The following is a 26,997-nucleotide window of genomic DNA, read 5'->3' as shown; positions in this document are numbered from 1 at the left end:
GGCTGCTGTAGACGTTATAGCCTGTGGCTTCTTTTTAGCCGGAAATATTCATTTACCAGGCGAATGTGAAGCTGCTCTGGTAATGAGTCGACTACAACGACACCTGCATTAACGAGTTTGTGTAGTACTTGTTGGCGTTCGGCCATAAATTGATGAGTGGCAGCATAGGCCAGGGAGTCTGAAAAATTGGTCGCGGGGCGATTCAGTGTTTCATCCAACAGGTGTTCCCGTAAACTGGCGACCATGACTACATGGCTTTTGGAGAGGAGACGAGTCGCTTTGATCAGGTCTTCGCTGTCTTCCTCGCGTATATTGCTGACGATAATCACCAGGGAACGGCGCCGATGCCGTGCTTGGAACTTCTCCGCCACCTGTAAAAAATCACTGTTTTCCAGTGTGCTTTGTAGATCGAATAGCAAATTAAGCAGCCGATTAACGCCCATACTGCCTTTTACCGGGCTTAACCATCGCTCCTGCCCGGCGAAACTTGCGAAACCAGCGCTATCCCCCTGTCGTATTGCGATGTAGGCTGTTAACAAAATGGCATTGAGGGCATGGTCGAAGTGGCTAAGTTCACCATCCTTGTGGCGCAATCGACGGCCGCAATCCAGTAGGAAAAATATTTCCTGGTTGCGTTCATCCTGATACTCGCGTGAGATGGGTTTACGTTGCCGGGCGGTTGTTTTCCAGTCTATCTGGCGTAACGCGTCACCTTCGATAAACTCTCGCAACTGCTTGAACTCCATCCCCTCTCCCCGACGCTGGGAGAGGTGTATGCCTAATTGCCGTACATGTTGTTCCACTCCCAGAGCGGCGATATGTGCAATAGGGGAGAAGTTTGGATAGATTTTTACCGTGCTGTGATTACCTATTCTTATTTTGTGTTGCCACAAGAGCCAGGGGGAATCGACCCGTACGATGAACTCTTGCAGTGTTTCAACACCTCTGTCTGTTGGTATGACGCTGTAAAGGACTTCACTCTTTTGGTTGGGTTTTAAGCGTAGCTTAACGGGTAACTGCTTGATGTTCAGTTTGTCCGACGGCGCCTCCGCCAGAATAAGTGTTAATTCACGCGGCAATTGATTATGGAGCACTGCTCTCGCTTTACAGTTAACGCCTAATCCCAAAGACCCGGGTAACTCTCTTTCTATGCTGAGCTTTTGGTTTAGTGGCCCGGGGCGAAAGGCATCTATCAGAGCGGCAATGGTCAGTAAAATGCCTAATCCCAACCACACCTTATCCAGGTAGCCAAAGGGCAGTCCGCTGATTCGAGCGGCACTTATGGCCAGTGCCAATAGCGCCCAAGCGCTAAGCAACAGCAGTAAGAATTTTCCAGGCCTCATATGCGGGGAGCGTCCACCGAGCTGATTACCTGCATAAGTACCTGATCGCTGGTGAGCCCTTCAATTTCCATCTCGGCAGCCAACTGAATTCGATGACGCATTACGGGTAAAGCCATTGACTTGATGTCATCCGGTGTAACGTAGTTCATACCCCGCATCAGCGCGCGGGCACGTGCCCCACGCAGCAGTGCCAGGCTGGCGCGTGGGCCTGCTCCCCGTTGAATGGCAGCGCTCTCCCGGCTGGCTCGCACCAGGCGGACTCCGTACTCCAGCACCTGCTGGTCCACTTCAATATTGGCAGCAACCGCCTGCATGGCTTGTATATCCTCGGCGCTGATGATCGCTTCGCTGGCTCCGAAAGCGTGTTGATCGTCTGTATGGCCGCTGGTGATAACGCTAGTGATATGTAGTTCATCTTCCAAACTGGGGTAGTCGATGAATATTTTCATGAAGAAGCGATCAAGTTCAGCCTCTGGAAGGGGGTAGGTTCCCTCCTGGTCGATGGGGTTTTGTGTTGCCAGCACCATAAAGGGTTTGGGCATAACTTTGGAGGTGCCCTCCAACGTAACTTGACGCTCCTGCATTACTTCAAGTAGGGCTGCTTGGGTTTTAGCCGGTGCCCGGTTGATCTCATCAGCCAGCAGCAGGTTGGTAAATATTGGCCCGGTGCGCAGCCGGAAGCGGCTGTTTTCCATATCGTACATAACGTGGCCAGTAATATCGGCCGGCATCAGATCCGGGGTGAACTGAATACGTTTGAATTCTCCAGCAAAACACTCGGCTAATGCACGAACTAGCAAGGTTTTGCCAAGCCCAGGTATGCCTTCGATCAATACGTGGCCATTGGAGAGGAGTGCTACCAATACCTGGTCAACCACTTCGGGTTGGCCGAGTAACTTACTGTTTAATTGCGCGCGAATTTTGGCGAGAAGGGCGCCGGCTTGTTCTATATCCATACTATTTACTCTGCTGTCGTTATAGCTTCGCTTTTATCGTTTGAAGGGATTGAATGGTCTCGGTAAACACCAGCTCGCTGATGATGTCGGTTTGCGCCATAGCGCTGGCTACTCGTTCCATCGGCAGTTGTGCCAACTCTGCTAGTTTTTGGTACTGCTGTGCTTGGGAGAGTTGATTAAAACCGCCAATATAAAAACCTGCCCTCTGTTCGATCTCTTGCCGAATGGAGGCGAGTAGTGCATTCGATTGTTTCTGTTGCCATAAATAATCACCCACCGCCTGAATATGTTCTGCCAGTGAACGGCGTACGGTGTAGTTGATACCGGTGGCGGGTAGAAAGCGTCTGCTGCGGTAATAGAGCCAGGTTATGAGTAGCAAGCCACAGGCAATTACAAATTCCGGAGCATTCTGCCAAATAAGGGCAGCTAGCGATGGCATGTTACTACCGACAATAAAACGCACGGTTTTTGAGTAGTCGGTTAGTATCGAAAGCAGGTAGGCGTGGTCAAACTCTTCGAGGTAATAGTTTTGCCAGATGGCCGGGTCCGACACCACCGAAACCATTCCCTCGCCAATATAAAACTGCATAAAGTGCGTACCCCACTCGCTACCTTGCCAATAGAAGGGCTGGCTGTCGCTCTCTGTGTCTTCTTCGTCATCCATGTAGGGGTGATAGAGGGCCGTGGCTGGGTTGAAATTAATATGGAGTACACCATCTACCTCATCGAACTCGAGCTCAGTGATCAGGCTCGGGTCGGTGCTCTCCTCTATGGGGGCTTTATCAGTTCTGTTATTGTTATTGTCTGTGGTATCACTGCCACTTATTTCGTCGATGGGGTGGTGGCTATCGTCGCTCTTTTCCGGTGTATCAAGCAGCTCCTTTAAATTGCCATGATCTTTGGATTTAACCGGCTCCTCTGTATCGTCATCGTTTTCCCCTGAGGCTTCGTCATCGAAGAAATAGTTGGTGCGGTCACAGTCACAATCGGTGCTGTAGATCTCTATACCCAGCCGTTCCAGCAAGGCGGAGCTGCCAGCTTCCCAATCGGTTGGTGGGCCAGAGAGAATTAGGTGCCCGCCGTTGCTTATCCACTGCCATAACTCTTCCGTCTGCTGTTTGGTGAGTACATTGCGGGCGTCACTAATAAAAATAGTGTCAATTTCACTGAGCGGATTGGCGTTTATCAGACTGTTACTGGTTGTTGCCTCGATACCGGCCCGGGCCAGATATTTTTCGGCGGCCAGGTATCTGTTTTGGTAGGCCGTTGGACTCCAGCCTAGTTTTTGGGTCTCGTAGTAGGGTTCGAAAAGTAGGAAGAAGGCCGCTGTGGGCAGTGCAATAAATAAAATAAGTATCAGCAGGATGAATTTATTCTTCACGGACAAAAACCTCCTGCCAGCGACCACACAGATGTTCTATGTGGATTTGTGCTGGTACTTGGTGGCCGTAGGCTAGCCGTTGCCAAGAGATGGTTAGCTCTTCTGTATACTGGCTCAAACTGACATTGCCGCCGGCTTTTACGATATTCACACATTCGCCTTCAGTGTGGCTGTCGTAAAATCTAAAGCCGTGGTCGTGCATCAGGTTAGCCAGGCTTGCCCGATAGAGCAGGCTCAGCGCCTGGCGATATTGTTGCTGTTGGCAGAGTTCTGCTACGCGAGTCGGAATGTCGTTGGGCAAGCTCTCTTGGGTGACCTCTAAACCAAATAAAATTTGTGCTTTTTCGCTAGGTTTGCCTTCATTGGGTGCTCCCAGTTTCTGCACCAAATGCCGGATGTTTTGCCGGTATTTGTAGAGCAGCCAGCCTATGAGGAGAGCGGCCATACCCCAGAGCATGATCTCAAAAAAGAGTGCGAAGTCTGGTAGTTCTGATTTGCGCTCTTTGTCGCCTGCTTTGTCGTCATCCTGGGAGAGAAGCCATTCAAAAAAGGCATCCAGCTTTTCTTCCCACCAGCTCTTCTCTTCGGAGTCTGTCTCATCTTGGTTCTCTGAACCCTTGCGGCGCCAGTGTTTAACCTCGGCAGTGCGGTTAAAGGTCTCTTCGGCCATGACCTCTTTAATCAGGTTTTTAGCGGCTTCAGCACTGTTAATTTCGAGAACCGGTGGGGTGCTTTCCTGCTCGGGCGCGGTTTCTGCCAGGCTTTGCGGGCTGGGTAGCCATAGGCAGAATGTTAGTGCGAGTGCTAGTGCCAAGCCGATGATCAGGCCGCGCTTAGGCGGTTCTGCTGGGGTGGTGTTCTCAGCCATCTGTCGAAAGCGAATTTCGACATCCCAGGCTTCCAGTTCAATACGACGGTTTATATATAACGCGAAGCCGGCACCAACATAAAAGGGGGCGATTAAGGACATGGCTATGGTCCATAAGCCATATTCTATCCAGATGCCGGTTGTGGACTCCATAAAGTCGCTGGTAAGCACGCCGTAATCAGTCTGCTCGGGTATTAACAGTTCCACAAAGATTAATGTTCCGTAAACCAGGAATACTTCTAAGCAGATGCAGACGATGGATAGCCAGACAGCGGCGCCGGAATTGCGGCGGTGTAGCACGCGCAGGCGATCTGCTCGTTGCTGACCAGACAACCCTTCAAGTACCGTGATGGGTAAATCGTAAGAGCGGGTAAAACTAAAGCGGCGATAGGAGAGGCTGGCCAACCACTCAAAGCGATAGATAGAACCGAGCTGCTTTAGTACTTCACCAACCCCTAACTTTTCACCGAACAGAGCCCGGCTAATAAAAAAGAGGGGCGCCCGATCGAACAGCGGTTTAAACCACCAGATGATGATTAGGGCGAGCCAATCGTAATTTTGTAACGCGAGAGCGGTGATGCTTGCCAGTACCATCATGGGGATCAGCCAGGTTAACAGCAATGGCCTGTACCACTCTTTGGCCAGCCGGAATCCCAGGTCGATAGCTTCCCAAGCGCTTCGTAACCGCGGCTCAATATTGATGCGGTTAAGATTCATAGCGCCTGCCCGAAAAACAGAAGTAACTCAGTAACATGATCGCCATAGCCGCACCAAAGCTGTATTTGATCACCAGGGGCAGGGAGCGGGTGGAGGACCAGAAGGCTTCTATGAAGGCGGCGATCACCAGCATCAGCGCTGCGCCGTAGACAATCAGAATGGCTTCTCTGCCGGCCAGCCGAACGGCATCCACTCGCTTAAGTGGTCCAGGGTCGAGGAGTTTGAGGCCGAGTTTAAGCCCGGCGGCACCGCAAAAGACGATGGCGGTGAGTTCAAAGGCGCTGTGGCCAACCACAAAGCCATAGAAGGTATCGATGTAACCAATCTGCGTAAGATACCCGCCAACGCCACCTATGGAGATGCCGTTAAAAATAAGAAAAAAGATAGCTCCTACGCCAAATAGCATGCCGCCAGCAAAGGTACGAAACCCGATACCTACATTGTTTTTTATGTAGAAGCCAAACATGGCGAGATCGGTTTCGGAATCCCGCTCCCGGCCGATTGATTCGTTGCCAGGGTCGTACATGGAGTCGAAATTACGGACAGCGTCGGGGTCCATAATGGAGTAGATCATATCTTCATTAACGAAGCAGGCGGTACCCATGGCTATCAGTGGCAGGTAAAAGAGGATGCTGGCCCACAACACGTAGGACTTGTTGCGCCGTATGACGGAAGGAAAACCGTACACCAAAAACCACAACCAGCGGCTTTGCGAAACGGCACTGCGCCGATAGAGGACGTGATGAGCCTCTACTACCAGGCGGTTTAGGCGATCAATAAGGTGGCTGGTATAGCGCCTGGATTTGGCCACGGCCAATTGTTGACACAGGGCGCGATATTGCCGGGGGAAGTCCGCCCCGGGTTTGCCCTTGCTGTCGTTCAGAACGGATTCCACCTCCAACCATAGGGGTTGGTTTAGCTCTTCAAACGCTTGCTGCTTCAATCTTTTTCACCTAAAAGCCAGCGGCCCACACTGTGCAGATAATTGACGGCTGACTGCCCATGCAGGCCATGTACTGGCCGCAGTATGTCTGCCAGCTCCTGCTGGCGACTCTCTGTGAGTTGTTGATGGCGCTCGGTAAAGCCAATAATGGCAATTTGATCTTCCAAGGCCAGAGGAATCGCCGGAGCCTGAGCGATCACGGCGGGCAACACGCTCTTTTTCTGCTGCGGTTCGCGGTGAACGACCAGAGTACCAGCGGCGATATCTCCCAGTCGCTGAAAGTGTTGGGTGAGTATCAGGCTGATCAAACCACCGAGATAGAACATTGGCAGAATATCCACGGTGCGTAGCAGGTTGCGGACGACGGAGGTGTTCCAACCCACCGGGGTGAGATCATCATTGACCACCTGAATTGCGAGAATCTGCTTGCCCGGTGTTTGGCCCTTGTTCAACACCTCAAAGAAGACCGGGTAGAACCACTCAATCAGGAAGAAGATCACCAATAGGATCCCCATCGCCCATCCTAGTACGCCAAACACCATCATGGCCAAAAAAAGGACGCCGGCTCGAATGGCGAGGTCGATACTAAAGGCAAGCATACGCGGCACCGGCCCGGCTAATTGAGCCTGGAGATCGATGCCTTCGGGGGTTTCTACGCGATAGCGGGTGTCAATCATGCAGCTATGGGGTATTTATTGAGCAGAGGCTGGCTCACAGCCAAACATATTACGGTACATCACGCCAATGGTAACCACGGCGAAAGGCAGGAACCAAAGTAGGCCGATAAAACCGGCGAAGAAAGCCAGTGTGATGACGTACCAAGGGGTTGAAGCCACAATGGCGACCATACCAGGCAGAAACAGGGCAAGGTAACAGAGCATTAATAGAATAAAGATGCCAAAGAAAGAGAACCATTTTTTGGTGGTGATTTTTCTTGAGGTCTCCATGGCTTGCCAGACGGGCATATCTTTTTCGGCGGCCACCAGGGTGGCCATAAAATAGGCAATTCCCAAATAGATTGCCGGCAGAATAAAGAGAAGTAACGAGAGCCAAATGAGTAGTGTGCTCAATAGGTAGGTGCCACCAATACGAAGAATTTTTCCGAAATAGTTAACGACGCTGGTGGCGTGGAGTGGGGCGTCCACCGCACGGCGTACCCCCAGCATCAGCAGGCCCACCATTAGCGGTGCAGTAGCAAAGAACATCACTGCGATGGTTAGAAAGCTCAATACAGCCGGGACTACCGCCTGAAGCATTGGGTCGTCAAAGGCGACCGCGCCCAGGCCAATGAACACCGCCATAAACATTTGTGCGCCAAACGAGATGGCGGTATTGATTACCCAGCACAGCAGCAGGCCAAGCCATATCTTGGTTTTAGCCCCTTTGGTGCGGGCCCAGGCTTCAGTAAATATGGCGCCTATGGAGAGTTCGTAATCGCCTCTAAGGCCGGCCTCTATAGAGCCATATTGGGCTGAGTTGGTATCGATATGTTCAAACAGTGACGCCTTGGGCGCCTGGTATATATCAGTCATCGGACCCACCTCCTTGTTGCATTATCCTGTGTGCATTTCCCGTCACTATACTCACAGATGGCCTTAATTTTTGTCGAGAAGCGCAGCAAAGGATCTCTCTCTGAGCTATTTGGCACTGGCTTTTCGCTATATGCTGGCTTTTATTGTAGTTTAGCCCCACCAATTAGCCGTTAATAAAAGGTAAACTGGTGCCCAATTTTGTACAGCTATACGGCGTTGAGCGCAGAATAACCGGCACTGAAGGCCATTAAAAGCTGTGAATGCCACAAATGTGCGCTTGGGAGGTAAATTTGTTAAAAGCGTTATTTTTAGATATGGATGACACCCTGTGTGATACCCAGGGGGCTAATAATAAGGCGATACAGCTGCTTGCCCGCGCTTTCCAAGAGTACCTGGCTACTGCAGAGCCGGAGGCTGGATTAGCGCAAGCTTATGTGGATGGTATTTATCGCCGTTGGACACCGGCACAGGAAGCGCGCTATATGCCGATTGTTCAAGAGGAGTCGGAGGAGAGTTTTCGCATTCAGCTGATTAAAGACCTGGCTTACGATGCCCATGGCAAGGAGCTGTCGGAAGAGGCTGCATTAGCCTTACAGACCAAATTCGATAGCGACCGCCTGGCGGCGTTTACTTTCTACCCTGGAATTGAGCAATTTTTAATCGAGGCTCGTAAATACTTTACCTTAGTGGTGATTACCAATGGCCCAGAGTATTCACAAATTCCCAAAGTTGAAGCTGTGAATCTGAGCCGCTATGTCGACCATATTGTTATCGGCGGTCAGGAGCCAGAGCAGAAGCCCGCAGCCAGTATCTTTTTTAAGGCATTGCGACTGGCCGGATGTGAAGCCCATGAGGTAGTGCATGTTGGTGATAGTCTGGCGGCCGATATCCAGGGAGCTCACAACAGTGGCATCACTTCAATCTGGATTCAGCATCAACAACCGCTGGATGCGGAACTGGGTATTAACCCACATCATACGCTTGTGCACCCCAGTGAAATTCCCGCGTTAATTCGACGGCTGCACCCCTTCTAAACTAATCTCTTTGTGTCTGTCTGTCTGTCTGTCGGGCAGGGCCGTTAGGCTCTCCTGATTGGATTGGGTAACAGCTGTGGAGTGGTGCAGTTGCTGCCACCTCTATTGCACATTTGAACCTCGTCGAGTTTGCCTCAGCTAGCCAGGCTGGGCGTCTGCCTGGGAAATCGCTTCAACGTGTACCTCGGTCGCCAGTGTGGCCAGGGATTTGACCACCATAACCTGGGCAAGTCGGCCGCGCATCGACAGCACGGTTATCCAGGCGTGGCTGTGGCTGGCTTGGGATTAATCCGTAGCCGGGCTGTGGAAGAGATATTCGGTGAGCCCAGAGGCCATGCCCGGTTTCAATAGAAATGTCTGTTTGACCGACAAAGAGGGCGACATGCGGGCGAATTCAATAGCGTTATGTTGATGGAAGGCCATTGGTTTCATCCCCGAGTGGGCGATGGCTACCTGCTGTGGATTAGAAATTTTATAGATGCAAGGGGCAGCGGGTACTTTGGTGGGTAAATAGAGGTAGGCAAAGATCAATGTGTTGGTGTGTAGGTGGGGAAGCAATCTTGAAAATATTGATTCAATTTGTGCTCTATTTAAGAAATTCAGGGTATCCCAAAGCAGCACATAGTCAAAGCGTACCTGGTTGGCAAAATTCAATGCGCTTCTGCCCAGTTGTGCCGGTTCAGTGCCGGTGGAATCGGTGCTGGCCTGTTGTAATGACATGACAATATTTTCGGAATAGACCTCGCGAAAATATTTACTCAACCACCCGGCATTATGGTGATTACTCGGGCCAAGATCCAATAGGGTTGCCCGTTGATCTAACTGTATTGAGGCCATGCTGGGTGACGTGTGCAGGGGTAGACCGCTAACTGCCATGGACTCTAGGAATTCGGTTTTGGCCACTGCACGTTTAAGCAGATGATTTTGATCTGGAGAATATTTTAAAAGATATTCTGCGATCCCCGGTGCCATGCCTTCCTTATTGGCCAAGCCCTCCTGTACGACATAACCCGGTATGTGTTTAAGCAACTGATAGGTGGCCAGCTGAGGCGTTTGACGATCTGCCAAATCACTCTCACCAAGCTCCATAAAATACTGGTCGACGATTTTAAATGCTCGTGGCCTGGCGGGAATCAGCTTTTGGGTGTAGTGAAAAACCTGTAGTAGGCAGTTAGGTGTGCAGTAGGGTTGCATCATTGCCAGTAGGGTTTTGATGGCATCGGGTGTCAAATAGTTGAAAAGATCCCAGGCCAGGATGGCATCGAACTTTTGTTTGCCAACCTGGCTTTGTAGGTACTCTTTTAGGCTCTCAAGCTGTAACTCAGCATGCAGTTGCTGAGCATCGGCAATGAAACTATTGATATCCTCAAAATGAATATTGCATTTCAAGTCACTGAAAAAGTTAAAGGTGCTTGGCCGCATAGGTCCGAGGTCGAGTACCCGTTTAGTGCGTTGATCTGCGGACAGTTCATTGTAAATGGCTGTTAGAGCCGGGGAGCGATGCAGCACCATAGAGGTCAACGCCATAAAGACAGCCAGAGGCATTCGAAGAGTTAAATAATAAATCGGTAGGGTAGCTTGGCAAAGCTGCCTGGGTTCGGGTTTTGATGGTCAAATTTAGCAACCCGTCCCCCAATAGAAAACGGGTTGTTCAACTCATCTGGCTTACCGCACACAAAGTTGAGTGTGCGGCCCTTCAGTCAGAGGGGTGATTTATTCAGTTTCGCTGTCACTAGAGGAGGTAGGGGCAGGGGTGGCTGTTGAGCTGCTCGCTACTGGGCTAATGGCGGCTGGGACAGCTTGGCTTTTAGGCGCGCTGGCTGCAGCGGCGGGCTTTTGGGGTTCACTTTTATGTGTATCCACGTCCATATCAATAGAGCCGCGGAACTTGGCGCCATCTTCCAGTACAACTCTGGCTGCGGTCAAATTGCCCTCCACATTACTGGAGGCGAGGATTGCAATTCGCTCCTGGCCAATGATGTCGCCCTTTACCTGGCCTTCGACGGTGACGGTTTTGGCGATCACATTGGCTTTAACAATACCTTGCTTACCAACCGTCAAATGGTTATCACGCAGATCGATAGTACCGTCTATCTGGCCTTGAACAATTAAGTCCTCTTCGCCGACCAGTTCACCACGCAGCCTGATTTTAGGCCCCAATACCGCAATGGGAGCTTGTGGCTCATTGCTGGAGAACTCATTGGTTGGCAGGGATGTAGTGCTTTCGAACTCGCTTTTGGCGTTTCTCATAACGGATTCTCCATGGGTGCTACTGCTTGCCTCTGCTAGCAAGTCGCTGGTGTCTGATGTTTCGGGGGTGAGGGGGATTTCAAAAGGGGTGTTGTTGCTTGGTACTTCGGCGGTTGGATCGTTTGTTTCCTGTGCTATAACGCTGAGCTCACTGATAGTCTCCTCCAGGTCACTCAGCTCTTCCATAAACACATCGGCTTTGCCCGCCGGATGGATACTTTTTCTGGATTTGCCTGGCCATATTTTGCCAATGCTTAATATGTGTTCGCTCATTAGTGCTTAAACCCGACTCTCTGGAATCTTTGTTCTTACAGCTTTTATTAAGCCTAGCAAAGTTTTGTGAAGTGGTAGTGAGGATTGTATTGCGGTGGCAACTATTTATGAGCAAGTGTGCAGGAGTTAACAATTTTAAAAATTGGTTGCGCCGACTTAATAATTAATAATGACCTGATGAGTGCTTTTTCTCGTGAAAAGTTATTTAGAAAAAATTGATATTCTGGATGGCGTGTAAAGTTGTTTTGTGATTAAGCGTGGTGGGTTTGCCAATATTATCATGTGCGAATTTTAGGTGGGCCAAGTATTACTTTGAGAGTAATGAAACAGAGCCTCTCATATTTATGCGCTATCTGCTTTGGTGGGTAATCGGATGGCCGGGATAAATCTTTGCCAAGCTGCTTTTGCTTTTATGAACGAAAGATTTAGGTCTGAAATAGGCGTGCTCTAACTATTTCGTTTAAGGTAATAACTGTCAATTTTTGGGGCAGGGTTATGAGCATTCTTTAAAAAAATCAGGGTATATATTGGAGTTTCTGGTTGGCGTAACCTATCTGTTTGTTAATTAAAAAAGCCACTTCTCCACTTCGGATAGATTGCCAATCATTAGCTGCTGCGCTTCAGGTTTGGCTTCAATTTTTTTTGGGTCTAAATTGAATTGCTGTAAAACATAATTCACCAAGGCGGCTCTGGTTTCTAAATAGAGTGCATTGCGCTGCATGCCATAATCTGTGGCCACCACCTTTCGTTGGGCTGGGGTTAAGCGGGTGTCTGGAATTATTTTTATCCGCACAAAGTGATGCCAGTAGGCATCCTCGTCGCTGCTGATTAGAGCTTCGTTGATCAGCTCTATTTCCCCTCGGAATCTACTGAGTACAAAATCTCTAAAGTCCCGGTTTTTTTCACAGTATGCTCGCACATGCCAGCGGTTACCGCTGAAAACCAATGTGTGTGGTTCTATAATTCTGCTCTCGGGTTTTGGGTTATTTAATGAGACATAGGTGGTTTCGACTCGATACTTTTTGCGGATGGCTAAAATTAATGTCGACAAAATAGTTGGGTTGATAGTTTTGCTAGGCGTTTGTACCGACTCTATACATACCGGTTGTAAACTATGGTCGAGCAAAGACACATCGAGTAAAGGGTCATCGATTTGATTGGCCGCAGTGAGCAGTTGCAGGTACTCGGTTACATCGCCGCGGGTGAAGACAGGTTTGAATCGAGAGCTGGGTCGATAACCTTTGAGTGTTTTGTCGTAGATAAGATTATAGGGGGCAATGTTGCTCAGATAGTCGTTGATATCCTTGGAGGCCTGTTGTCGACCAATGCCAAATGCTCGGCAGAGGTGGCTGGCATTGAGTTTTCCTTCCCAAAAACTGATAATTTCTATCACTTTATAGCGAAGTTTTAAGTCCATTTTGATCGCTTGTGGCTCACTCATTTCTGACTCAATCCTACAATATCTAGATAGTGAATCGGCTATTTAGTGGTTTTTGTCTAAAAAGATTGTAATGTCGTTCTTAAATAGATAAAACCTACCTGATTAGGCTACACATTTTGCCTTGCTGTAATTTGATATTCTGCCACGAATCACTCACTATTGGTTAGCCGTAGCGTTGAGCGACTAACCAACCCGCCCTCTATTATGAAACTGAACTAGTGGGTCCAACCGGGCTATTGGTATGAGCTCTTCCTGTGATCTCTATAAGTCTCAGTGCTATCGGTTATGGATCGCTCCGGTAAATTGATTGTAGAGCAAATGGCAATGTGGAATGCGGTCGATCTTTTCTCCAGGGTGTGAGGATGATTCATTACCAGCCTAATCCTCACAGACAAGAAGCATTGGCAAGCAGCGCTGATAAGACGCAGTGTGCAGTATCTTAAGGGTAGGGCCTGAGCGCGTTTGTCATTTTTCAATCATCGGTAGCACTGTTTACCTAAACAGAGATAACCATGGTTACGAGAGGTGTTTATGATTAGCGGCTTTTTCTCAGCGGTTAGCAGGCTGCGCTGGATTCAGCGCTGGAGCCTGAAGCGCAACACTTTAACCGAGAACGTGATGGAACACAGTTGGGAGGTGGCGGTTATTGCGCATCTGTTGGGCTGTATCAACAATCAACGTTTCCAGGGCCGGATCAACCCCGACCGGCTGTCAACGCTGGCGCTCTATCACGACAGCGCCGAAGCGATTACCGGCGACCTGCCCACACCCGTGAAATACTACTCGGAAGAGATACAAAAGGCCTATAAGGTCATAGAGCAGGACGCAGAACAGTCGTTAGTCTCGATGTTGCCTGTAGAGTTGCGTAGTGTTTTCAAGCAGGTAATCTGCGGCCAGGGTGTGAGTGAGGAAGAGGCTAAATTCATCAAGGCCGCCGATAACCTATCAGCCTACGTAAAGGCATTGGCCGAACTTGCCAATGGTAATCGCGAGTATGAGGCTACGGTCAGTAATTTGAAGACGCGTTTACACTCGTATGGATTGCCAGAGGTGGACTACTTTCTGTCGGTTTTTGTGGCGGAGGAGGGTGATCATCAGGGCCAGGTTAAAGATGCCGCCTCTGAATTCGAAGGCAGAACCATCTTTTCAGCCGATAGCATCCGCAAGCTGAAACTGGCATGAACCGTAGCTGCCAGCCTGGTGTTGGTTGCTTTCAGGGCACGATTGATCGGTTAGTGATGGTGGAGCTGATTGGCTCAGTTCGGCTCTCAGCGCAGTTGAGGGTGCTCTTAATAAAGTACATTTAATGAGCAAAAACACATTTCATGGAGCAAAAAAAGGTGGCCTAAGCCACCTTTTCTTTTTTGCAGGTATTAAACCTGAACCTCTTCGATCTGTACGGCGGCAATTTTCTTGCCTTCTTCCGCGTTCTGTTGGAACTCGGCAATTTTGTCGAAGTTCATGTAACGGTAGATCTCCGCTGACATGGAGTCCAGATTCTTCGCAAATTCCATGTACTCTGCCGGAGTCGGCAGTTTACCCAGAATTGCGCCGACTGCGGCCAACTCGGCTGAGGTCAGGTAGACGTTGGCACCATCTCCCAAACGGTTGGGGAAGTTACGGGTAGAGGTAGAGAGCACGGTGCTGTTGGGAGCCACACGAGCCTGGTTACCCATACACAGCGAACAGCCGGGCATCTCCATACGGGCGCCGGAGCGGCCGAAGATGTTGTAGTAGCCTTCTTCCATCAGGATGTGTTCATCCATTTTGGTAGGAGGTGACAACCACATGCGGGTGCTCATACCGCCTTTATGTTGGTCAAGCAGTTTACCAGCCGCGCGGAAGTGACCGATATTGGTCATACAGGAGCCGATAAACACTTCGTTAACTTCGTCGCCGGCAACTTCAGAGAGCAGTTTTGCGTCGTCTGGGTCGTTCGGGCAGCAAACGATAGGCTCTTTCACTTCGCTCAGGTCGATTTCGATAACCGCAGCGTATTCGGCATCGGCATCGCCTTTCAGCTGGGCAGGGCTTGCCAGCCACTCTTCCATCTTGCGAGCGCGACGTTCCAGGGTACGGGGATCACCGTAACCGTCGGCAATCATGGCGCGCAACAGAGTGATGTTGGAGGTGAGGTACTCTTTGATTGAACCCTCTTCCAGCTCAATGGTACAGCCGGCGGCAGAACGCTCAGCGGAGGCATCGGAGAGCTCGAACGCCTGCTCAACGGTCAAACCTTTCAGGCCTTCAATCTCCAGAATGCGGCCAGAGAAGATGTTTTTCTTACCTTTCTTCTCAACGGTCAGCAAACCTTGCTTAATGGCGTAGAAGGGGATGGCGTGCACCAGGTCGCGCAGGGTGATACCGGGCTGTCTCTCACCTTTGAAGCGAACCAGGACGGACTCTGGCATATCCAGAGGCATTACACCGGTGGCAGCAGCGAAGGCAACCAGACCGGAGCCGGCTGGGAAAGAGATACCCATTGGGAAACGGGTGTGCGAGTCACCACCGGTACCCACGGTATCTGGCAGCAACATACGGTTCAACCAGCTGTGGATGATGCCGTCGCCAGGACGCAGTGAAACACCGCCACGGTTGCGGATAAAGTCCGGCAGGGTGTGCTGGGTGTCGATATCAACTGGTTTAGGGTAGGCCGCAGTGTGACAGAACGACTGCATTACCAGGTCGGCGGAGAAGCCCAAACAGGCCAGATCTTTCAGCTCGTCACGGGTCATTGGGCCAGTGGTGTCCTGGGAGCCAACGGTGGTCATCTTGGGTTCGCAGTAGGTACCTGGGCGTACACCTTGACCTTCGGGCAGGCCACAGGCCCGGCCGACCATTTTCTGGGCCAGTGAGAAACCTTTGCCACTGTCGACGGGTGCGCTTGGCATGCGGAACAGGGTAGAAGGTGGCAGACCCAAAGATTCACGCGCTTTGGTGGTCAGGCCGCGGCCGATGATCAGGTTGATGCGGCCTCCGGCTTGTACTTCATCCAGAATGACGTCGGATTTGAAGCCAAATTCACTGATGACGTCGCCTTTCTCGTTGAGGATCTTGCCGTCGTAGGGGCGAATCTCAATGACATCGCCCATGTTCATTTCGTCAACCGGGGCTTCGAAAACCAGGGCGCCGGCATCTTCCATAGTGTTGAAGAAGATAGGAGCAACCTTCAGGCCGATACAGACACCGCCACCGCGCTTGTTGGGTACACCGGGAATGTCGTCGCCGAAGTACCAAAGCACGGAGTTGGTGGCAGATTTACGGGAAGAACCGGTACCGACCACGTCGCCAACAAACGCGACGGGCATACCTTTGGCTTTAATCTCTTCAATTTGCTTGAGCGGGCCGGTAACGGCGTGTTCTTCTGGTACCAGGCCATCGCGGGTCATTTTGTACATGGCGCGGGCGTGTACCGGGATATCGGGGCGGCTCCAGGCATCCGGTGCTGGAGACAGGTCATCGGTGTTGGTTTCACCGGTAACCTTGAAAACCACCATCTTCATGCTGTCGGCGACGGCAGGACGGCTGGTGAACCATTCGGCATCGGCCCAGGATTGCATAACGGCTTGGGCGTTGGCATTGCCGGCTTTGGCTTTCTCTTCCACATCGTGGAAGGAGTCAAACATCAGCAGGGTATGTTTCAGCTCTTCAGCGGCCAGGGTGGACAGCTCGGGGTTGTCGAGTGCGGCAACCAGAGTCTCGATGTTGTAACCACCGTGCATGTTGCCCAGCAGTTTGATGGCATCGGCTTTGGAAATCAGGGGACTGGTGGCATCGCCCTTAACAATGGCGGTCAGGAAGCCCGCTTTAACGTAGGCCGCTTCATCCACGCCGGGTGGAACGCGGTTAGAGATCAGATCCAGCAGGGTGGCTTCTTCTCCCGCTGGTGGGCTTTTTAACAACTCCACAAGACCGGCTACCTGTTCGGCATTCAGGGGCTTGGGAGGCACGCCTTCAGCGGCACGCTCTTCTACGTGTTTACGGTAAGCTTCAAGCACGGTGATATCCTCTTCTAAATAGGGTTACTCCTGACCTCAGGATCTCTGCTGCCGGAGGCTATCCATGTCACGCATGGATCGAGCGTTCCAGTTCGACCGGTGGCTCGGGCGGCGTATTCTACAGGATTCGACGAAGACTGTTAAGAATCTAACCGGTGATCGTCCAATGGCTGGTTGCAATTGCGGGTCAAAATCAAGCAAAAAGTGTACTAATTGGTCGTATTCTGACCAGTAGACGATGGTAGGAAATTTTTCACAAGCTTATTTGGCAAAAAGCGGCGACATTCAAGATAATAGCCCGCGTTCAATTTTCTCTCAGGGCTACACTCAGTATGATCTTCAAGCCGGTTAAAACCCCTTGTGTTGGTATCTGTTCTACGGGCATTGGCGATGATGTCTGTCGCGGTTGCAAGCGGTTCAGCCACGAAGTGATTCATTGGAACGGCTATGATAACGATCAAAGGCGGGTCATTGCTAACCGATTGGCCAGTTTTTTGGCCCAGGTAGTGGCTAACCATTTCTTCATAATTGATGCTGAAAAGTTGCAGGCGCAACTGCGTCACCAGCAAATCAGCTATCAATCGGATCAGGATCCAATGTGCTGGGTGTTTGATCTATTAAAAGCGGGCGCTAGCCAGATAACCGATATCAGCGTCTACGGTGTGGCCGTGAAGCGGGAGTTTCAGCATCTGACCCTAGTTGAGCTGAAGCAGTCGGTCGACCAGCACTTCTACCTGTTGTCTAAAGCGCACTACGATCGTTATTTTCGCCCGCCGCAACTGCCAGTTGCACCATCTCAGCTCTAGCCGCAGGTTAACTTCAAAGACTGCACCATTCTGTAAAACTATTTGCTGTAAAACTATTTGAGATTACTTATGGTTGATGCCCCCAAGGCTCAGGATTCAGCGCCGCGCAATTTAGATGCACTATTGACGCCCATCGATGCGTTTCTTCAGTGTCCCACGCCGGAGGCTTGGCTGCAGGAGGCCGTTAAGCCGGAGAACAGGCCAATTTTGCTGATTGACCATTGTAACTGTGAATTGAAAGCGGCACAGACTGGTTTACAACTGATGCGCCGCTACGCTTTGGCTGACGATGATAAAAGTGTTGTCGCTGAGTGGACCAAACCCTACGAGGATTTTGTCTACTTCAAAAAGGGGAATGGCATCTTCCCTGATAAAAAAGCGGTGCTGAGTGTGCCGTTAACGGCTTGTGAGGGGCAACCGCTGGCAGCTGAGATCATCCGTAAAATGGTCGCGCTGATTAAAGAAGAGCTTTTGCATTTCGAACAGGTCTTAGAGATTTTGCAGAAATCCGATATCACCTACGACGCCATCAGCGCCTCCCGCTATGCCAAGGGGCTAATTAAAATGGTGCGCACCTTCGAGCCGGCCACTCTGGTCGATAAGCTGATTATTGGCGCCTACATAGAAGCGAGATCGTGCGAGCGCTTTGCCCGTTTGGCCCCCAGGCTGCCACCGGAACTGGCTGGGTTTTACTACCGGTTACTGAAGTCAGAGGCCCGCCATTTCAGTGACTATTTAACGCTGGCAAACAAGGTCGCCCAAACCGACGATAGAGTCGCTTCAGGTTTTGAGGCTAGAGTACAAGAGATTGGTGCCGAGGAGGCGACCCTGATCTCGTCGCCTGATGACTGCTTCCGTTTTCACAGTGGTGTACCCGAAACGCTTTGTGCTTAAGTCTGGCCTATACCTTAGGCCGCAACACCCCCGTGTTGGAGCTAATGCAACACACTGCAAAACCTAACCACTGTTGAAACGGTAATTGCATTGCTGTGGCTAAATCATTATCAAAGCCATTTGCAGATGTTTGTTTTTTTCTCAATTGTGATAACCACTCAATTTTTTTGTCGCAACAGGCGGCTTTGCGATTTCTAGAGCTTGGTTTATCCAGGCTCGTAGCTGTTATTGGTATTTGAGTAATTTTTATGTTTGGTTTTTTTGAAAGACTGGTGGAGCCTTACCCACCGGAGCACCTGCAGCAACCGCCAAAAACACTGCTTGCGTTTTGTCGCCACTACACCAAGGGCATGGAGAAGATTTTGGTGTTGATGGCATTCATGACCGGCTGTTTGGCGGTTGGTGAAGCTTATCTGTTTGCCATTCTCGGGCAGTTGGTCGATTGGTTATCGGCCAGTGATCGGGAACACTTTCTAAGTCAGCAGTGGCCAAAACTGGCGGCGATGAGCCTTTATGTGCTGTTAATAATGCCGTTGGTGGTGTTTCTGCACTCGGCGGTGGTTCATCAGGCGCTGATGGGTAATTTCCCCATGGCGGTGCGTTGGCGTTCGCACCGTTATTTAATGAATCAGAGCTACGCGTTTTTTCAGGAGGATTTCAGCGGCCGGATCGCGACCAAGGTTATGCAAACTGCTCTGGCGGTACGTGAATCGGTTATGAAGATGCTCGATGTTCTGCTGTTTGCTACTGTTTATATGGTTACGGCGGTGGTGCTGTTGGCTAATGCTGATTTGCGCATCAGTTTGCCATTGGTTGTTTGGTTGGTGGCGTACATTTTTATTCTCCGTATTTTCTTGCCGCGTTTGCGGCAAATTTCATCGGTGCAGGCCGATGCCCGCTCTACCATGACTGGCCGAATCGTGGATAGCTACACCAACATTCTGACCTTGAAATTATTTTCCCACGCCGAGCGTGAGGCCAGTTATGTGCGCAATGGGATGGATCAGTTCCTACATACGGTCTACCCGCAGATGCGCCTGGTTACGCTGCTTAATTTAACCGTCTGGGCGGTAAATATGCTGCTGGTGTTTAGCGTGGGTGTGCTGGGTATCTGGTTGTGGCTGAACGATGCCATCAGTACCGGTGCCATTGCTATCGCCATGAGTCTTTCCATTCGCCTTACAGGTATGTCCCACTGGATTATGTGGGAGGTAAGCGCGTTGTTTGAGAATATTGGTACGGTTGAAGATGGTATGTCCTCGCTGGCTAAGCCGCAGGCTGTGCGGGATATGAATCAGGCCCTGCCACTAACAGTAAGGCAGGGCGAGATCGCCTTTAATAACGTCAGCTTTAATTATCAGGCACTCAATGCTCAAGGAGAGGCTAGTAATCGACCGGTATTTGAGCATTTGAATGTCGTTATTCGCCCGGGGGAAAAAGTGGGTATTGTTGGCCGTTCTGGAGCGGGAAAGTCCACTTTTGTAAATTTGTTGTTACGCTTTTTTGATATACAACAGGGCAGCATCACCATTGATGGCCAAAATATTGCCGAAGTTAGCCAGGAGAGCCTACGTGCCCAGATTGGCATGGTGACTCAGGATACCTCGCTCCTGCATCGCTCGGTACGTGAGAATATTAAATTTGGCCGGCCGGAGGCCAGCGAGGCTGAGATGATCGCCGCCGCCAGAAAAGCGGAAGCCAGTGAGTTTATTCAGGAGTTGATGGATGCCAGTGGCCGAACCGGCTTTGATGCCCATGTGGGCGAGCGTGGCGTTAAGCTCTCTGGTGGGCAACGTCAACGTGTTGCTATAGCTCGGGTAATGCTTAAAGATGCGCCTATTCTGGTGCTCGATGAAGCGACTTCGGCGCTTGATTCCGAGGTGGAGGTCAGTATCCAGGCGAGTCTGGCCCGGCTGATGGAGGGTAAAACCGTAATAGCTATTGCCCATAGGTTGTCGACTATCGCCGCCATGGATCGTTTACTGGTGTTTGATAAAGGGCGGATAGTGGAGGAGGGCAGTCATGAACAACTGGTCTCCAAAAATGGGCTTTACGCGCAATTGTGGCGACATCAATCTGGAGGCTTTCTTACCGATTTTTAGCTATTTCTCAAAATCAGGTGGGCAACAGCTTTATAACGAGTGTTGATCTGTAAATCGCAAGTAAGGGGTGAATTATGATAACTATTTATCACCTGGGGGCTTCCCAATCCGATCGTGTGGTCTGGTTAATGGAAGAGTTGGGCCTGCCTTATCAACTGGAGGTGTTTGAGCGTAACGAACAGGGGTTGACTCCCGAGGCTTACCGCGCGCTCCATCCTGTGGCAACAGCACCGGTTATTCGCGATGGTGATTTGGTGTTGTGTGAATCGGCCGCGATTGTTGAATACATTATTAATCGCCATGGTGGTGGCCGATTGGGTGTGACGGCAGACCAGCACAATTACGCCGACTACCTCTACTGGTCTGCTTTTGCCGCCAGTTATCAGAGTAGCCTGCTAATGCATGTGGCGCTGAATGCGGTTACGGCTAGCAATGAACGGGTGGATCACTTACGGGTTTTTAATGATGACCGTGTCCGCCGATATCAGGAGCATCTCAATGCCCGTCTGGGTGAATACCCTTATTTGGCCGGCGTTGAATTTAGTGGTGCCGATATTTTAAATGTTTTCAATTTGGTCTATTGGCCAAAGTCCGGTGGTGCCAAAGTCGATCACTTCGACAATGTCGCGGCTTACATTAAACGAATAGAAGAGCGGCCGGCGTATCAAAAGGCGATGGCGATAGCATGGCCCGAGAATTAACAGTGGTCTGAGCAATAATTCTGGCAGAGTAATAACAAAACACGCCACCACTCAGCGATGTTCCGCTGAGTGGTGGTTGTTTGGTAAATATTTGATGATTAAATGAGGTTAAAGGTTTGCTTCGGCAAATTCTGCCAGTGCCGAGCGGGGCACACCCTGAAGTTGAATGTTGCCGCCATACTCAAAGTTTTTAAAGCGTTCGGTCAGATAGGTAAGCCCGGAACTGGTGGCATTCAGATAGGGGGTATCGATTTGTGCCAGGTTGCCCAAACAGATCACCTTGGAACCGTTGCCGGCCCGGGTAACAATGGTTTTAATCTGGTGAGGTGTAAGGTTCTGGCTCTCGTCAATAATAATTAAGCTGTGTTGGAAGCTGCGACCGCGAATGTAGTTCAACGATTTAAAGTGCAGAGGCACTTTATTCAGTACATAGTCAACGCTGCCGGAACAATCCTCGTCATCGCAATGTAGTGCTTCCAGGTTGTCGGTAATGGCGCCCAACCAGGGTTCCATTTTTTCCGCTTCGGTTCCGGGCAGGAAGCCGATATCTTCATCCAGCCCCTGTGTACTACGGGTGGCAATAATACGGCGATACATTTTGGTTGCCATGGTCATTTCAATCGCCGCGGCCAGAGCCAAAATGGTTTTACCAGAACCGGCCGAACCCGTGAGATTGACCAGGTGAATATCCGGGTCGAGCAGCAGGTTGAGTGCACAGGCCTGGTAAATATCTTGCGGTTTTAATCCCCAGGCTTCGGTTTCCATCAGGTGATGTTGATCCAGGTGCAGCAGAATTACCTGCTCATCTGAAACAGTAACCACACGGGCAACAAATCCCATCTCATCCAATATAAATTGGTTGCAATAAACATCTTTTAGCGGGCCTGCCTTTGCCAGGTGATGCAGAGTTTGGCCCATATCCTGAACCGAGTCGACATTATCGACCAAGTCCCAAAAGCTGCCGTTAAATTCAATAAAGCCTTTGCTGAGCTGCTCTATATCTTTGACGGATTGATCACTGTGGTAATCCTCGGCTTCAATACCGCAGCCGCGGGCTTTTAAGCGTAAATTAATATCTTTGGTGACCAGGACTACGCGTTGATCCGGGTAGTAGTGGCGTAGGAGATTGATGTCGTTGAGGATTTTGTTGTCGTTGAGGTGGGTGGGTAAAAGGGTGATGTTGTCGAGCTGTTGCGGCATGAGTACCGATAATCGCCCGGGGGGATAGTTGGTGTTGGCTCTGGGGATGGGAACGCCTTGTTCTATCTCTTCGGGCAGGGCGTGGCCCAAAATTTTATCTAACTCGCGTATTGCTTGCCGGCAATCTGCCGCTGTGGTGTTGCGTCCGTTTTTAAGTTTATCCAGCTCTTCAAGTACCGTCATTGGAATAATGACGTTGTGTTCTTCAAATTTGTGTAGGGCGGTGGGGTCGTGGACGAGGACGTTAGTGTCGAGGACGTAGCGGATTGGTGGGTTTGGATTACTGGTTACGGCGAGTTGCGTTTCACCCATAAGCTTCACTTCCTTTCAGCATCGAATTGTAAGGTCAAGCCGGCCCCAACTTTGGCGGCGCGCCATCTCGGCTGAAGGGGGAGGCAGGGACACCCCTTTGATAGCCAGATGTTTGAGTCTTGTGCAGTAGTAAAACCGCTCTGAGTTTGACCCCGCGTCGCAGAAGCGTACGACTGGCTTGCCGATTTTTATAACAGCTCTCTGGCAGCGGTGCCAGTGCTTTTTTGAGAGGGGAGGAGGGGGGATTGGTAAAGAGGGACAAAGACTATGACACCCAATTGGGCGTTTGGCTAGAAATAAATAAGGCTGGTTATTTTGGAGTGGCGGAGGGATGCTAAAAAGTGTCAAAATTTCATTGGTTTACAACACCTTGTTAAGTATCTATTTAGCTGTTGTTCAGCGTTATCAATCGCGGCTTTTACTGGTATTTCCGAGGTGATTTTTTTTCGATGAACGCGGCTAACTATTCCTGCTTTGCCACTGGCTAGCGATCAACCATAACCAACCGCTGAATACTTAGTTCTTGTTGGCGGGCGTTGAGCGCTTGAATGCATTTGTACGGCGTGGATTGGGCGATGAGAGTACGGCTGGAGGCGGGATTCGCTTAACGCTGAGACAATAGGGATAACAGTGCCCCTATGGCTGGTGGGGCATACTTGCCGGCCGCTTCTAGCGGTGCCTAGGCCATGTCTTCCATAATCTCTCTTGCCGCAGATTTCGCATCGAACTTTTTCACCGTCAGGGAACCTTACCCCTCGGGTTATTCGTTGCAAACAGCTATTTATAAGGGGGAAATATGAGATATCACAGAGCAAGTACAGGGCCCATCACCACAGCGGTTTTTCTCCTGTCGCTTTTTTCCGGTGGTTCGGTACTGGCTGAGTCGACCGAGGAGGTAATCCGTACGGCACTTGAGTCTGAAGTTCGTACCGATGATGAAAAGGCGCGGGACAGTGAGCGCAAGCCACTTGAAACCCTCACCTTCTTTGGGCTGGAGCCCGATATGAAGGTCATTGAACTGATGCCCGGGCACGGCTGGTACACCAAAGTTCTCGGTAATGTGTTGAAGGAGAAGGGCCAGTTATATGAGGCGTTGAATACCGGTTGGGTGAGGGACGATATTGGCCAGTGGAATCTCGGCGACGTACAGTTTTTAGCGCTCGATTCCAAGCTTGAGCCCACGGATATCAAAGGCATCTTTCACCTGAAGAGCCTCGACTTTGGTGTCAAGGATGTCGATATGGTGATCACCTTCCGTAATACGCACAATTTTGACGATGCCACTAGGGCACTGGTTAATAAGCAAGTGTTTGAGGCACTTAAACCCGGTGGGATCTACGCGGTGGTGGACCATACCCGTCGCCATAACGAGCCCTACTCCCGCCCAGTATGGCGCCGTCTCGATCCGGTGATGATTATCAAAGAGGCGCTTGATGCTGGTTTTGTGTTTGAGGACTACAGCGATCTGCACTACCAGCCCACTGATAAATTGGTGTTCGATACCACCGACGAGCAGATGGTGGGTCATAGCGACCGCTTCACACTCAAATTCCGCAAACCGGAATAGTCCCGGAGTGCTAAACTAGCGCCCCTTTTGGTTGGCGCTGGTTTTAGCCTCTTCTCTATGCCCGAATTACCCCACTTCCCAATTTCCGATCTCTTGGCCGAAATTCAGGGCCAGTTACAACACTCTGATCAACTCGCTTTGTTGGCGCCCCCAGGCGCCGGTAAAACCACATTGGTACCCTTGGCGCTTTTGGCTGAGACTTGGCTTGGCCAGCAGAAGATAATCCTACTGCAACCCCGCCGTATCGCCGCTCGTGCTGCCGCCGAGCGTATGGCCGAACTGTTGGGCGAGCCGGTAGGGGCCAGGGTTGGCTACCGAGTGCGCCTGGAAACCGTAGTCAGTGACGACACTCGTATTGAGGTGGTAACAGAAGGGGTGTTCCTGCGCCTGTTGCAGGCGGACCCAACTTTGGCCGAAGTTGGCCTGGTGATATTCGATGAGTTTCACGAGCGCAGTTTGAACAGTGACCTGGCCCTGGCGTTGGCGTTGTCCAGCCGGGAGCTCTTTGGCGACCTGCGCGAGCAAGCCCTGAAATTACTGGTGATGTCGGCCACCCTCGATGGCGGTGGAGTTACCGGGCTGCTGAGTGAGGCCTGTGGTGAGCCGGTGCGTTGTCTTGAGAGTGAGGGGCGGGCCTATCCGGTTGAGACCATCTACACCGGCCTCTACGAGCCCGGGCGCGACCAAACACCCGCCATTGTGGCCGCCATTCGCCGGGCATTGGCGGAGGCTGCGGGCAATCTATTGGTGTTTCTGCCCGGGGTGGGGGAGATAGCTCGCACAGAGACGGCGCTGACGGAAGCCGGGCTGGCTGACAATGTGCGGGTGGCCGCTATCCACGGCAGCCTCAATTTGGCAGACCAGCGCCGTGTGCTGCAACCGCCACCGGCCAACAGCCGGCAAATTACTCTGGCCACCAGTATCGCGCAGACCAGTCTGACCATTCCCGGTATCAGCGTGGTGATCGACTCCGGTTTAATTCGCAACCCCAGCTATGATCCACGCACCGGGCTCACCCGGCTGGCGACCCAGCGTATCTCCAAGGCGACCGCGGCCCAGCGGGCTGGGCGGGCAGGCCGGTTGGCGGCTGGTGTCTGTTATCGTTTGTGGTCGGCGAGCCAGCAGCAACAGCTGGCCGAGCAGGATACGCCAGAGATAGTCAATGCCGATTTAACCGAGCTGGTGTTACAGATGCGAGCCTGGGGGGTGACTGCCGCTGAGGAGTTGCACTGGTTAAACCCGCCTAGCGCGAGCCTGTTTGCCAGTGCCGAGGCGTTACTGGAGGAGTTGGGTGCCTTGGCCGGCGAGGGGTTGTCTGCACACGGTCAACAGCTGCTGCAGTTACCGGTGGCGGCGCGCATAGGGCATATGCTGGTGCGGGCCAAGGCTCAGGGCTTACTGAGTGAGGCGACTCTTTTGGCAGCACTGTTGGCGGCCAAGGATCCACTGCAGGGTGCCCACCACAGTGTTGATATTCACGAGCGGATGGACTTTATCCAGCACAGCCAGACGCCGGCGGCTAAACGTTTACGGCAGGAGGCAAATCAGCTGGCGCGCCTCACCGAAGCGCTAACCATCGATACCGACCGTTTGCCGCTGGCAGCGGAGCAGCAGCAGGCTTGGCTTTTGGCCAATGCCTACCCAGACCGCCTGGCCCGGCGTCAGCGAGGTGCCGATTACAAGCTGGCCAATGGTCGCGGGGTGAGCCTCGAAGCCCACGACCCCTTGACCAAGTCAGAATGGCTGGCGGTGGCGAGCCTAGGTGGGCGCGAGGGGACCGCCCGCGATCGGGTCTTTTTGGCGGCGGCGTTTGACCCGTCGCTGCTGGTTGGCCACTTTAAGCATTTAGTGAGCTCGGAAATTATCTGTGACTGGGACGACGCCAATGGTCGTTTTGTGGGTGAGCAGCGCTGGCGGGTGGGGCAGCTGTTGTGGCGTAGCGAGGCAATTGCACAGCTCAACCCGCAACAGAAGCGCGCCGCGGTTAGCCAGCGTCTGCGCAAGCGCGGTTTGGGGCTGCTCAACTGGACGCCAGAGGCAACTCAGCTGCGCGCCCGCCTGCAGTGGCTGGCCACCTTGCAGCCCGAGGAGCCGTGGCCTGCGGTGAGCGACACGGCTCTGTTGCACGACCTGGAGCAGTGGTTTGCCCCGGCCCTGGACACGATCACCAAGGATGAGGATTTTCAGCGGGTGGATGTGGCGAGCCTGCTGCTCAATTTGTTGGATTGGCCGGCGCAACAGCGGCTGAACGAACTGCTGCCAAGCAAAATTGCAGTGCCCTCTGGTTCCAACATCGCCATTGATTACACCCAGGAGCCGCCGGTGTTGGCGGTACGCCTGCAGGAGATGTTTGGTCTGGCCACCACCCCCGCGTTGGCTGAGGGGCGCCTGCCCCTGGTGATTCACCTGTTGTCACCGGCGGGGCGCCCGCTGCAGATCACCCAGGATTTGGGTGGCTTTTGGGCGGGCTCCTACCAGGCGGTGCGCAAAGAGATGAAGGGCCGCTACCCAAAACACCACTGGCCGGAGGATCCCTACTCTGTGCCGGCCACCCGCCGAGCAAAACCCAGGCATTAAGAGGGTTAACTTCGCTGCACCGGCTGGGGTACAATCCGCTCCTTTTCTGAGCGGCCCGCCCGCCTTAACAGATTTTGCGGCCTGCCCGCGTACAAGACGAAT

20 protein-coding genes are annotated in these 26,997 nt (G+C 51.7%); 8 read left to right on the top strand and 12 right to left on the bottom strand.

The genetic code is table 11. The features are described from left to right. Positions 1 to 14 precede the first annotated feature (14 nt). From SBL51_RS04205 to SBL51_RS04175, 7 genes are all read right to left on the bottom strand, one after another. Entirely contained in the window at positions 15 to 1,229 is a 1,215-nt protein-coding gene (locus tag SBL51_RS04205) for a DUF58 domain-containing protein (protein ID WP_317929431.1), read from the bottom strand. Positions 1,230 to 1,339: 110 nt separating this feature from the next. Continuing rightward, positions 1,340 to 2,299, bottom strand: a complete 960-nt coding sequence (locus SBL51_RS04200) for a MoxR family ATPase (RefSeq protein ID WP_317929430.1) — start codon at positions 2,297 to 2,299, stop codon at positions 1,340 to 1,342. Between the two features lie 19 nt (positions 2,300 to 2,318). Beyond that, positions 2,319 to 3,680, bottom strand: coding sequence for a DUF4350 domain-containing protein (locus tag SBL51_RS04195; RefSeq protein ID WP_317929429.1), 1,362 nt, complete (start codon positions 3,678 to 3,680; stop codon positions 2,319 to 2,321). Then, on the bottom strand, positions 3,670 to 5,265 hold the full coding sequence (locus tag SBL51_RS04190; protein ID WP_317929428.1) for a hypothetical protein: 1,596 nt from the start codon (positions 5,263 to 5,265) through the stop codon (positions 3,670 to 3,672). The genes SBL51_RS04195 and SBL51_RS04190 overlap by 11 nt, the downstream gene beginning before the upstream one ends. Beyond that, complete coding sequence (locus SBL51_RS04185; protein ID WP_317929426.1) at positions 5,255 to 6,208, bottom strand: stage II sporulation protein M; 954 nt, start codon at positions 6,206 to 6,208, stop codon at positions 5,255 to 5,257. Before SBL51_RS04185 ends, SBL51_RS04190 begins: the two co-directional genes overlap by 11 nt. Then, positions 6,205 to 6,885: an RDD family protein gene (locus SBL51_RS04180; protein WP_317929425.1), complete on the bottom strand. Its 681-nt coding sequence runs from the start codon at positions 6,883 to 6,885 to the stop codon at positions 6,205 to 6,207. The genes SBL51_RS04185 and SBL51_RS04180 overlap by 4 nt, the downstream gene beginning before the upstream one ends. Positions 6,886 to 6,900: 15 nt before the next feature. Beyond that, the gene (locus SBL51_RS04175) at positions 6,901 to 7,740 is read right to left on the bottom strand and encodes a hypothetical protein (protein WP_317929424.1); all 840 of its coding nucleotides are present in this window, start codon (positions 7,738 to 7,740) and stop codon (positions 6,901 to 6,903) included. Positions 7,741 to 8,030: 290 nt separating this feature from the next. Between SBL51_RS04175 and SBL51_RS04170 the strand changes: the two genes are divergently transcribed. Beyond that, positions 8,031 to 8,774: an HAD-IA family hydrolase gene (locus SBL51_RS04170; RefSeq protein ID WP_317929422.1), complete on the top strand. Its 744-nt coding sequence runs from the start codon at positions 8,031 to 8,033 to the stop codon at positions 8,772 to 8,774. Positions 8,775 to 9,059: 285 nt separating this feature from the next. Here SBL51_RS04170 and SBL51_RS04165 read toward each other — a convergent pair whose 3' ends face one another. The 3 genes from SBL51_RS04165 to SBL51_RS04155 all read right to left on the bottom strand — a co-directional run bounded on the left by SBL51_RS04165 (position 9,060) and on the right by SBL51_RS04155 (position 12,738). Continuing rightward, a complete protein-coding gene (locus SBL51_RS04165) occupies positions 9,060 to 10,301 on the bottom strand; it encodes a hypothetical protein (protein WP_317929420.1) in 1,242 nt (413 codons plus the stop codon). 186 nt (positions 10,302 to 10,487) lie between these two features. After that, entirely contained in the window at positions 10,488 to 11,297 is an 810-nt protein-coding gene (locus tag SBL51_RS04160; RefSeq protein WP_317929418.1) for a polymer-forming cytoskeletal protein, read from the bottom strand. Between the two features lie 565 nt (positions 11,298 to 11,862). Then, positions 11,863 to 12,738: a helix-turn-helix transcriptional regulator gene (locus SBL51_RS04155; protein ID WP_317929416.1), complete on the bottom strand. Its 876-nt coding sequence runs from the start codon at positions 12,736 to 12,738 to the stop codon at positions 11,863 to 11,865. Between the two features lie 531 nt (positions 12,739 to 13,269). Between SBL51_RS04155 and yfbR the strand changes: the two genes are divergently transcribed. Then, positions 13,270 to 13,920 carry a 5'-deoxynucleotidase gene (yfbR, locus tag SBL51_RS04150; RefSeq protein ID WP_317929415.1) on the top strand — a complete coding sequence of 217 codons (651 nt, stop codon included), beginning with the start codon at positions 13,270 to 13,272 and terminating at the stop codon, positions 13,918 to 13,920. 191 nt (positions 13,921 to 14,111) lie between these two features. Here yfbR and SBL51_RS04145 read toward each other — a convergent pair whose 3' ends face one another. Further along, positions 14,112 to 16,736, bottom strand: a complete 2,625-nt coding sequence (locus SBL51_RS04145; RefSeq protein ID WP_317929414.1) for a bifunctional aconitate hydratase 2/2-methylisocitrate dehydratase — start codon at positions 16,734 to 16,736, stop codon at positions 14,112 to 14,114. A 332-nt stretch (positions 16,737 to 17,068) separates the two neighbouring features. Between SBL51_RS04145 and SBL51_RS04140 the strand changes: the two genes are divergently transcribed. The 4 genes from SBL51_RS04140 to SBL51_RS04125 all read left to right on the top strand — a co-directional run bounded on the left by SBL51_RS04140 (position 17,069) and on the right by SBL51_RS04125 (position 21,239). After that, complete coding sequence (locus tag SBL51_RS04140) at positions 17,069 to 17,542, top strand: DUF1289 domain-containing protein (protein WP_317929412.1); 474 nt, start codon at positions 17,069 to 17,071, stop codon at positions 17,540 to 17,542. A 69-nt stretch (positions 17,543 to 17,611) separates the two neighbouring features. After that, positions 17,612 to 18,436 (top strand): tRNA isopentenyl-2-thiomethyl-A-37 hydroxylase MiaE, encoded by an 825-nt coding sequence (gene miaE, locus SBL51_RS04135; protein ID WP_317929410.1) that lies wholly within the window; start codon positions 17,612 to 17,614, stop codon positions 18,434 to 18,436. 248 nt (positions 18,437 to 18,684) lie between these two features. Continuing rightward, on the top strand, positions 18,685 to 20,538 hold the full coding sequence (locus SBL51_RS04130; protein ID WP_317929408.1) for an ABC transporter ATP-binding protein: 1,854 nt from the start codon (positions 18,685 to 18,687) through the stop codon (positions 20,536 to 20,538). 74 nt (positions 20,539 to 20,612) lie between these two features. Next, entirely contained in the window at positions 20,613 to 21,239 is a 627-nt protein-coding gene (locus SBL51_RS04125; RefSeq protein ID WP_317929406.1) for a glutathione S-transferase family protein, read from the top strand. A gap of 108 nt (positions 21,240 to 21,347) precedes the next feature. Here SBL51_RS04125 and SBL51_RS04120 read toward each other — a convergent pair whose 3' ends face one another. Next, the gene (locus SBL51_RS04120; RefSeq protein WP_317929405.1) at positions 21,348 to 22,751 is read right to left on the bottom strand and encodes a PhoH family protein; all 1,404 of its coding nucleotides are present in this window, start codon (positions 22,749 to 22,751) and stop codon (positions 21,348 to 21,350) included. A 796-nt stretch (positions 22,752 to 23,547) separates the two neighbouring features. Here SBL51_RS04120 and SBL51_RS04115 point away from each other — a divergent pair. Together SBL51_RS04115 and hrpB are read left to right on the top strand one after the other, a co-directional pair. After that, the gene (locus tag SBL51_RS04115; protein ID WP_317929404.1) at positions 23,548 to 24,318 is read left to right on the top strand and encodes a methyltransferase; all 771 of its coding nucleotides are present in this window, start codon (positions 23,548 to 23,550) and stop codon (positions 24,316 to 24,318) included. Positions 24,319 to 24,375: 57 nt separating this feature from the next. Then, the gene (gene hrpB, locus SBL51_RS04110; protein ID WP_317929403.1) at positions 24,376 to 26,895 is read left to right on the top strand and encodes an ATP-dependent helicase HrpB; all 2,520 of its coding nucleotides are present in this window, start codon (positions 24,376 to 24,378) and stop codon (positions 26,893 to 26,895) included. Positions 26,896 to 26,997: the final 102 nt, after the last annotated feature.

Source organism: Halioxenophilus sp. WMMB6, assembly GCF_033283405.1.
GTDB lineage: Bacteria > Pseudomonadota > Gammaproteobacteria > Pseudomonadales > Cellvibrionaceae > Halioxenophilus.
Note: the sequence above shows the minus strand (reverse complement) of the source record. Positions and strands in the feature narration are given on the sequence as shown.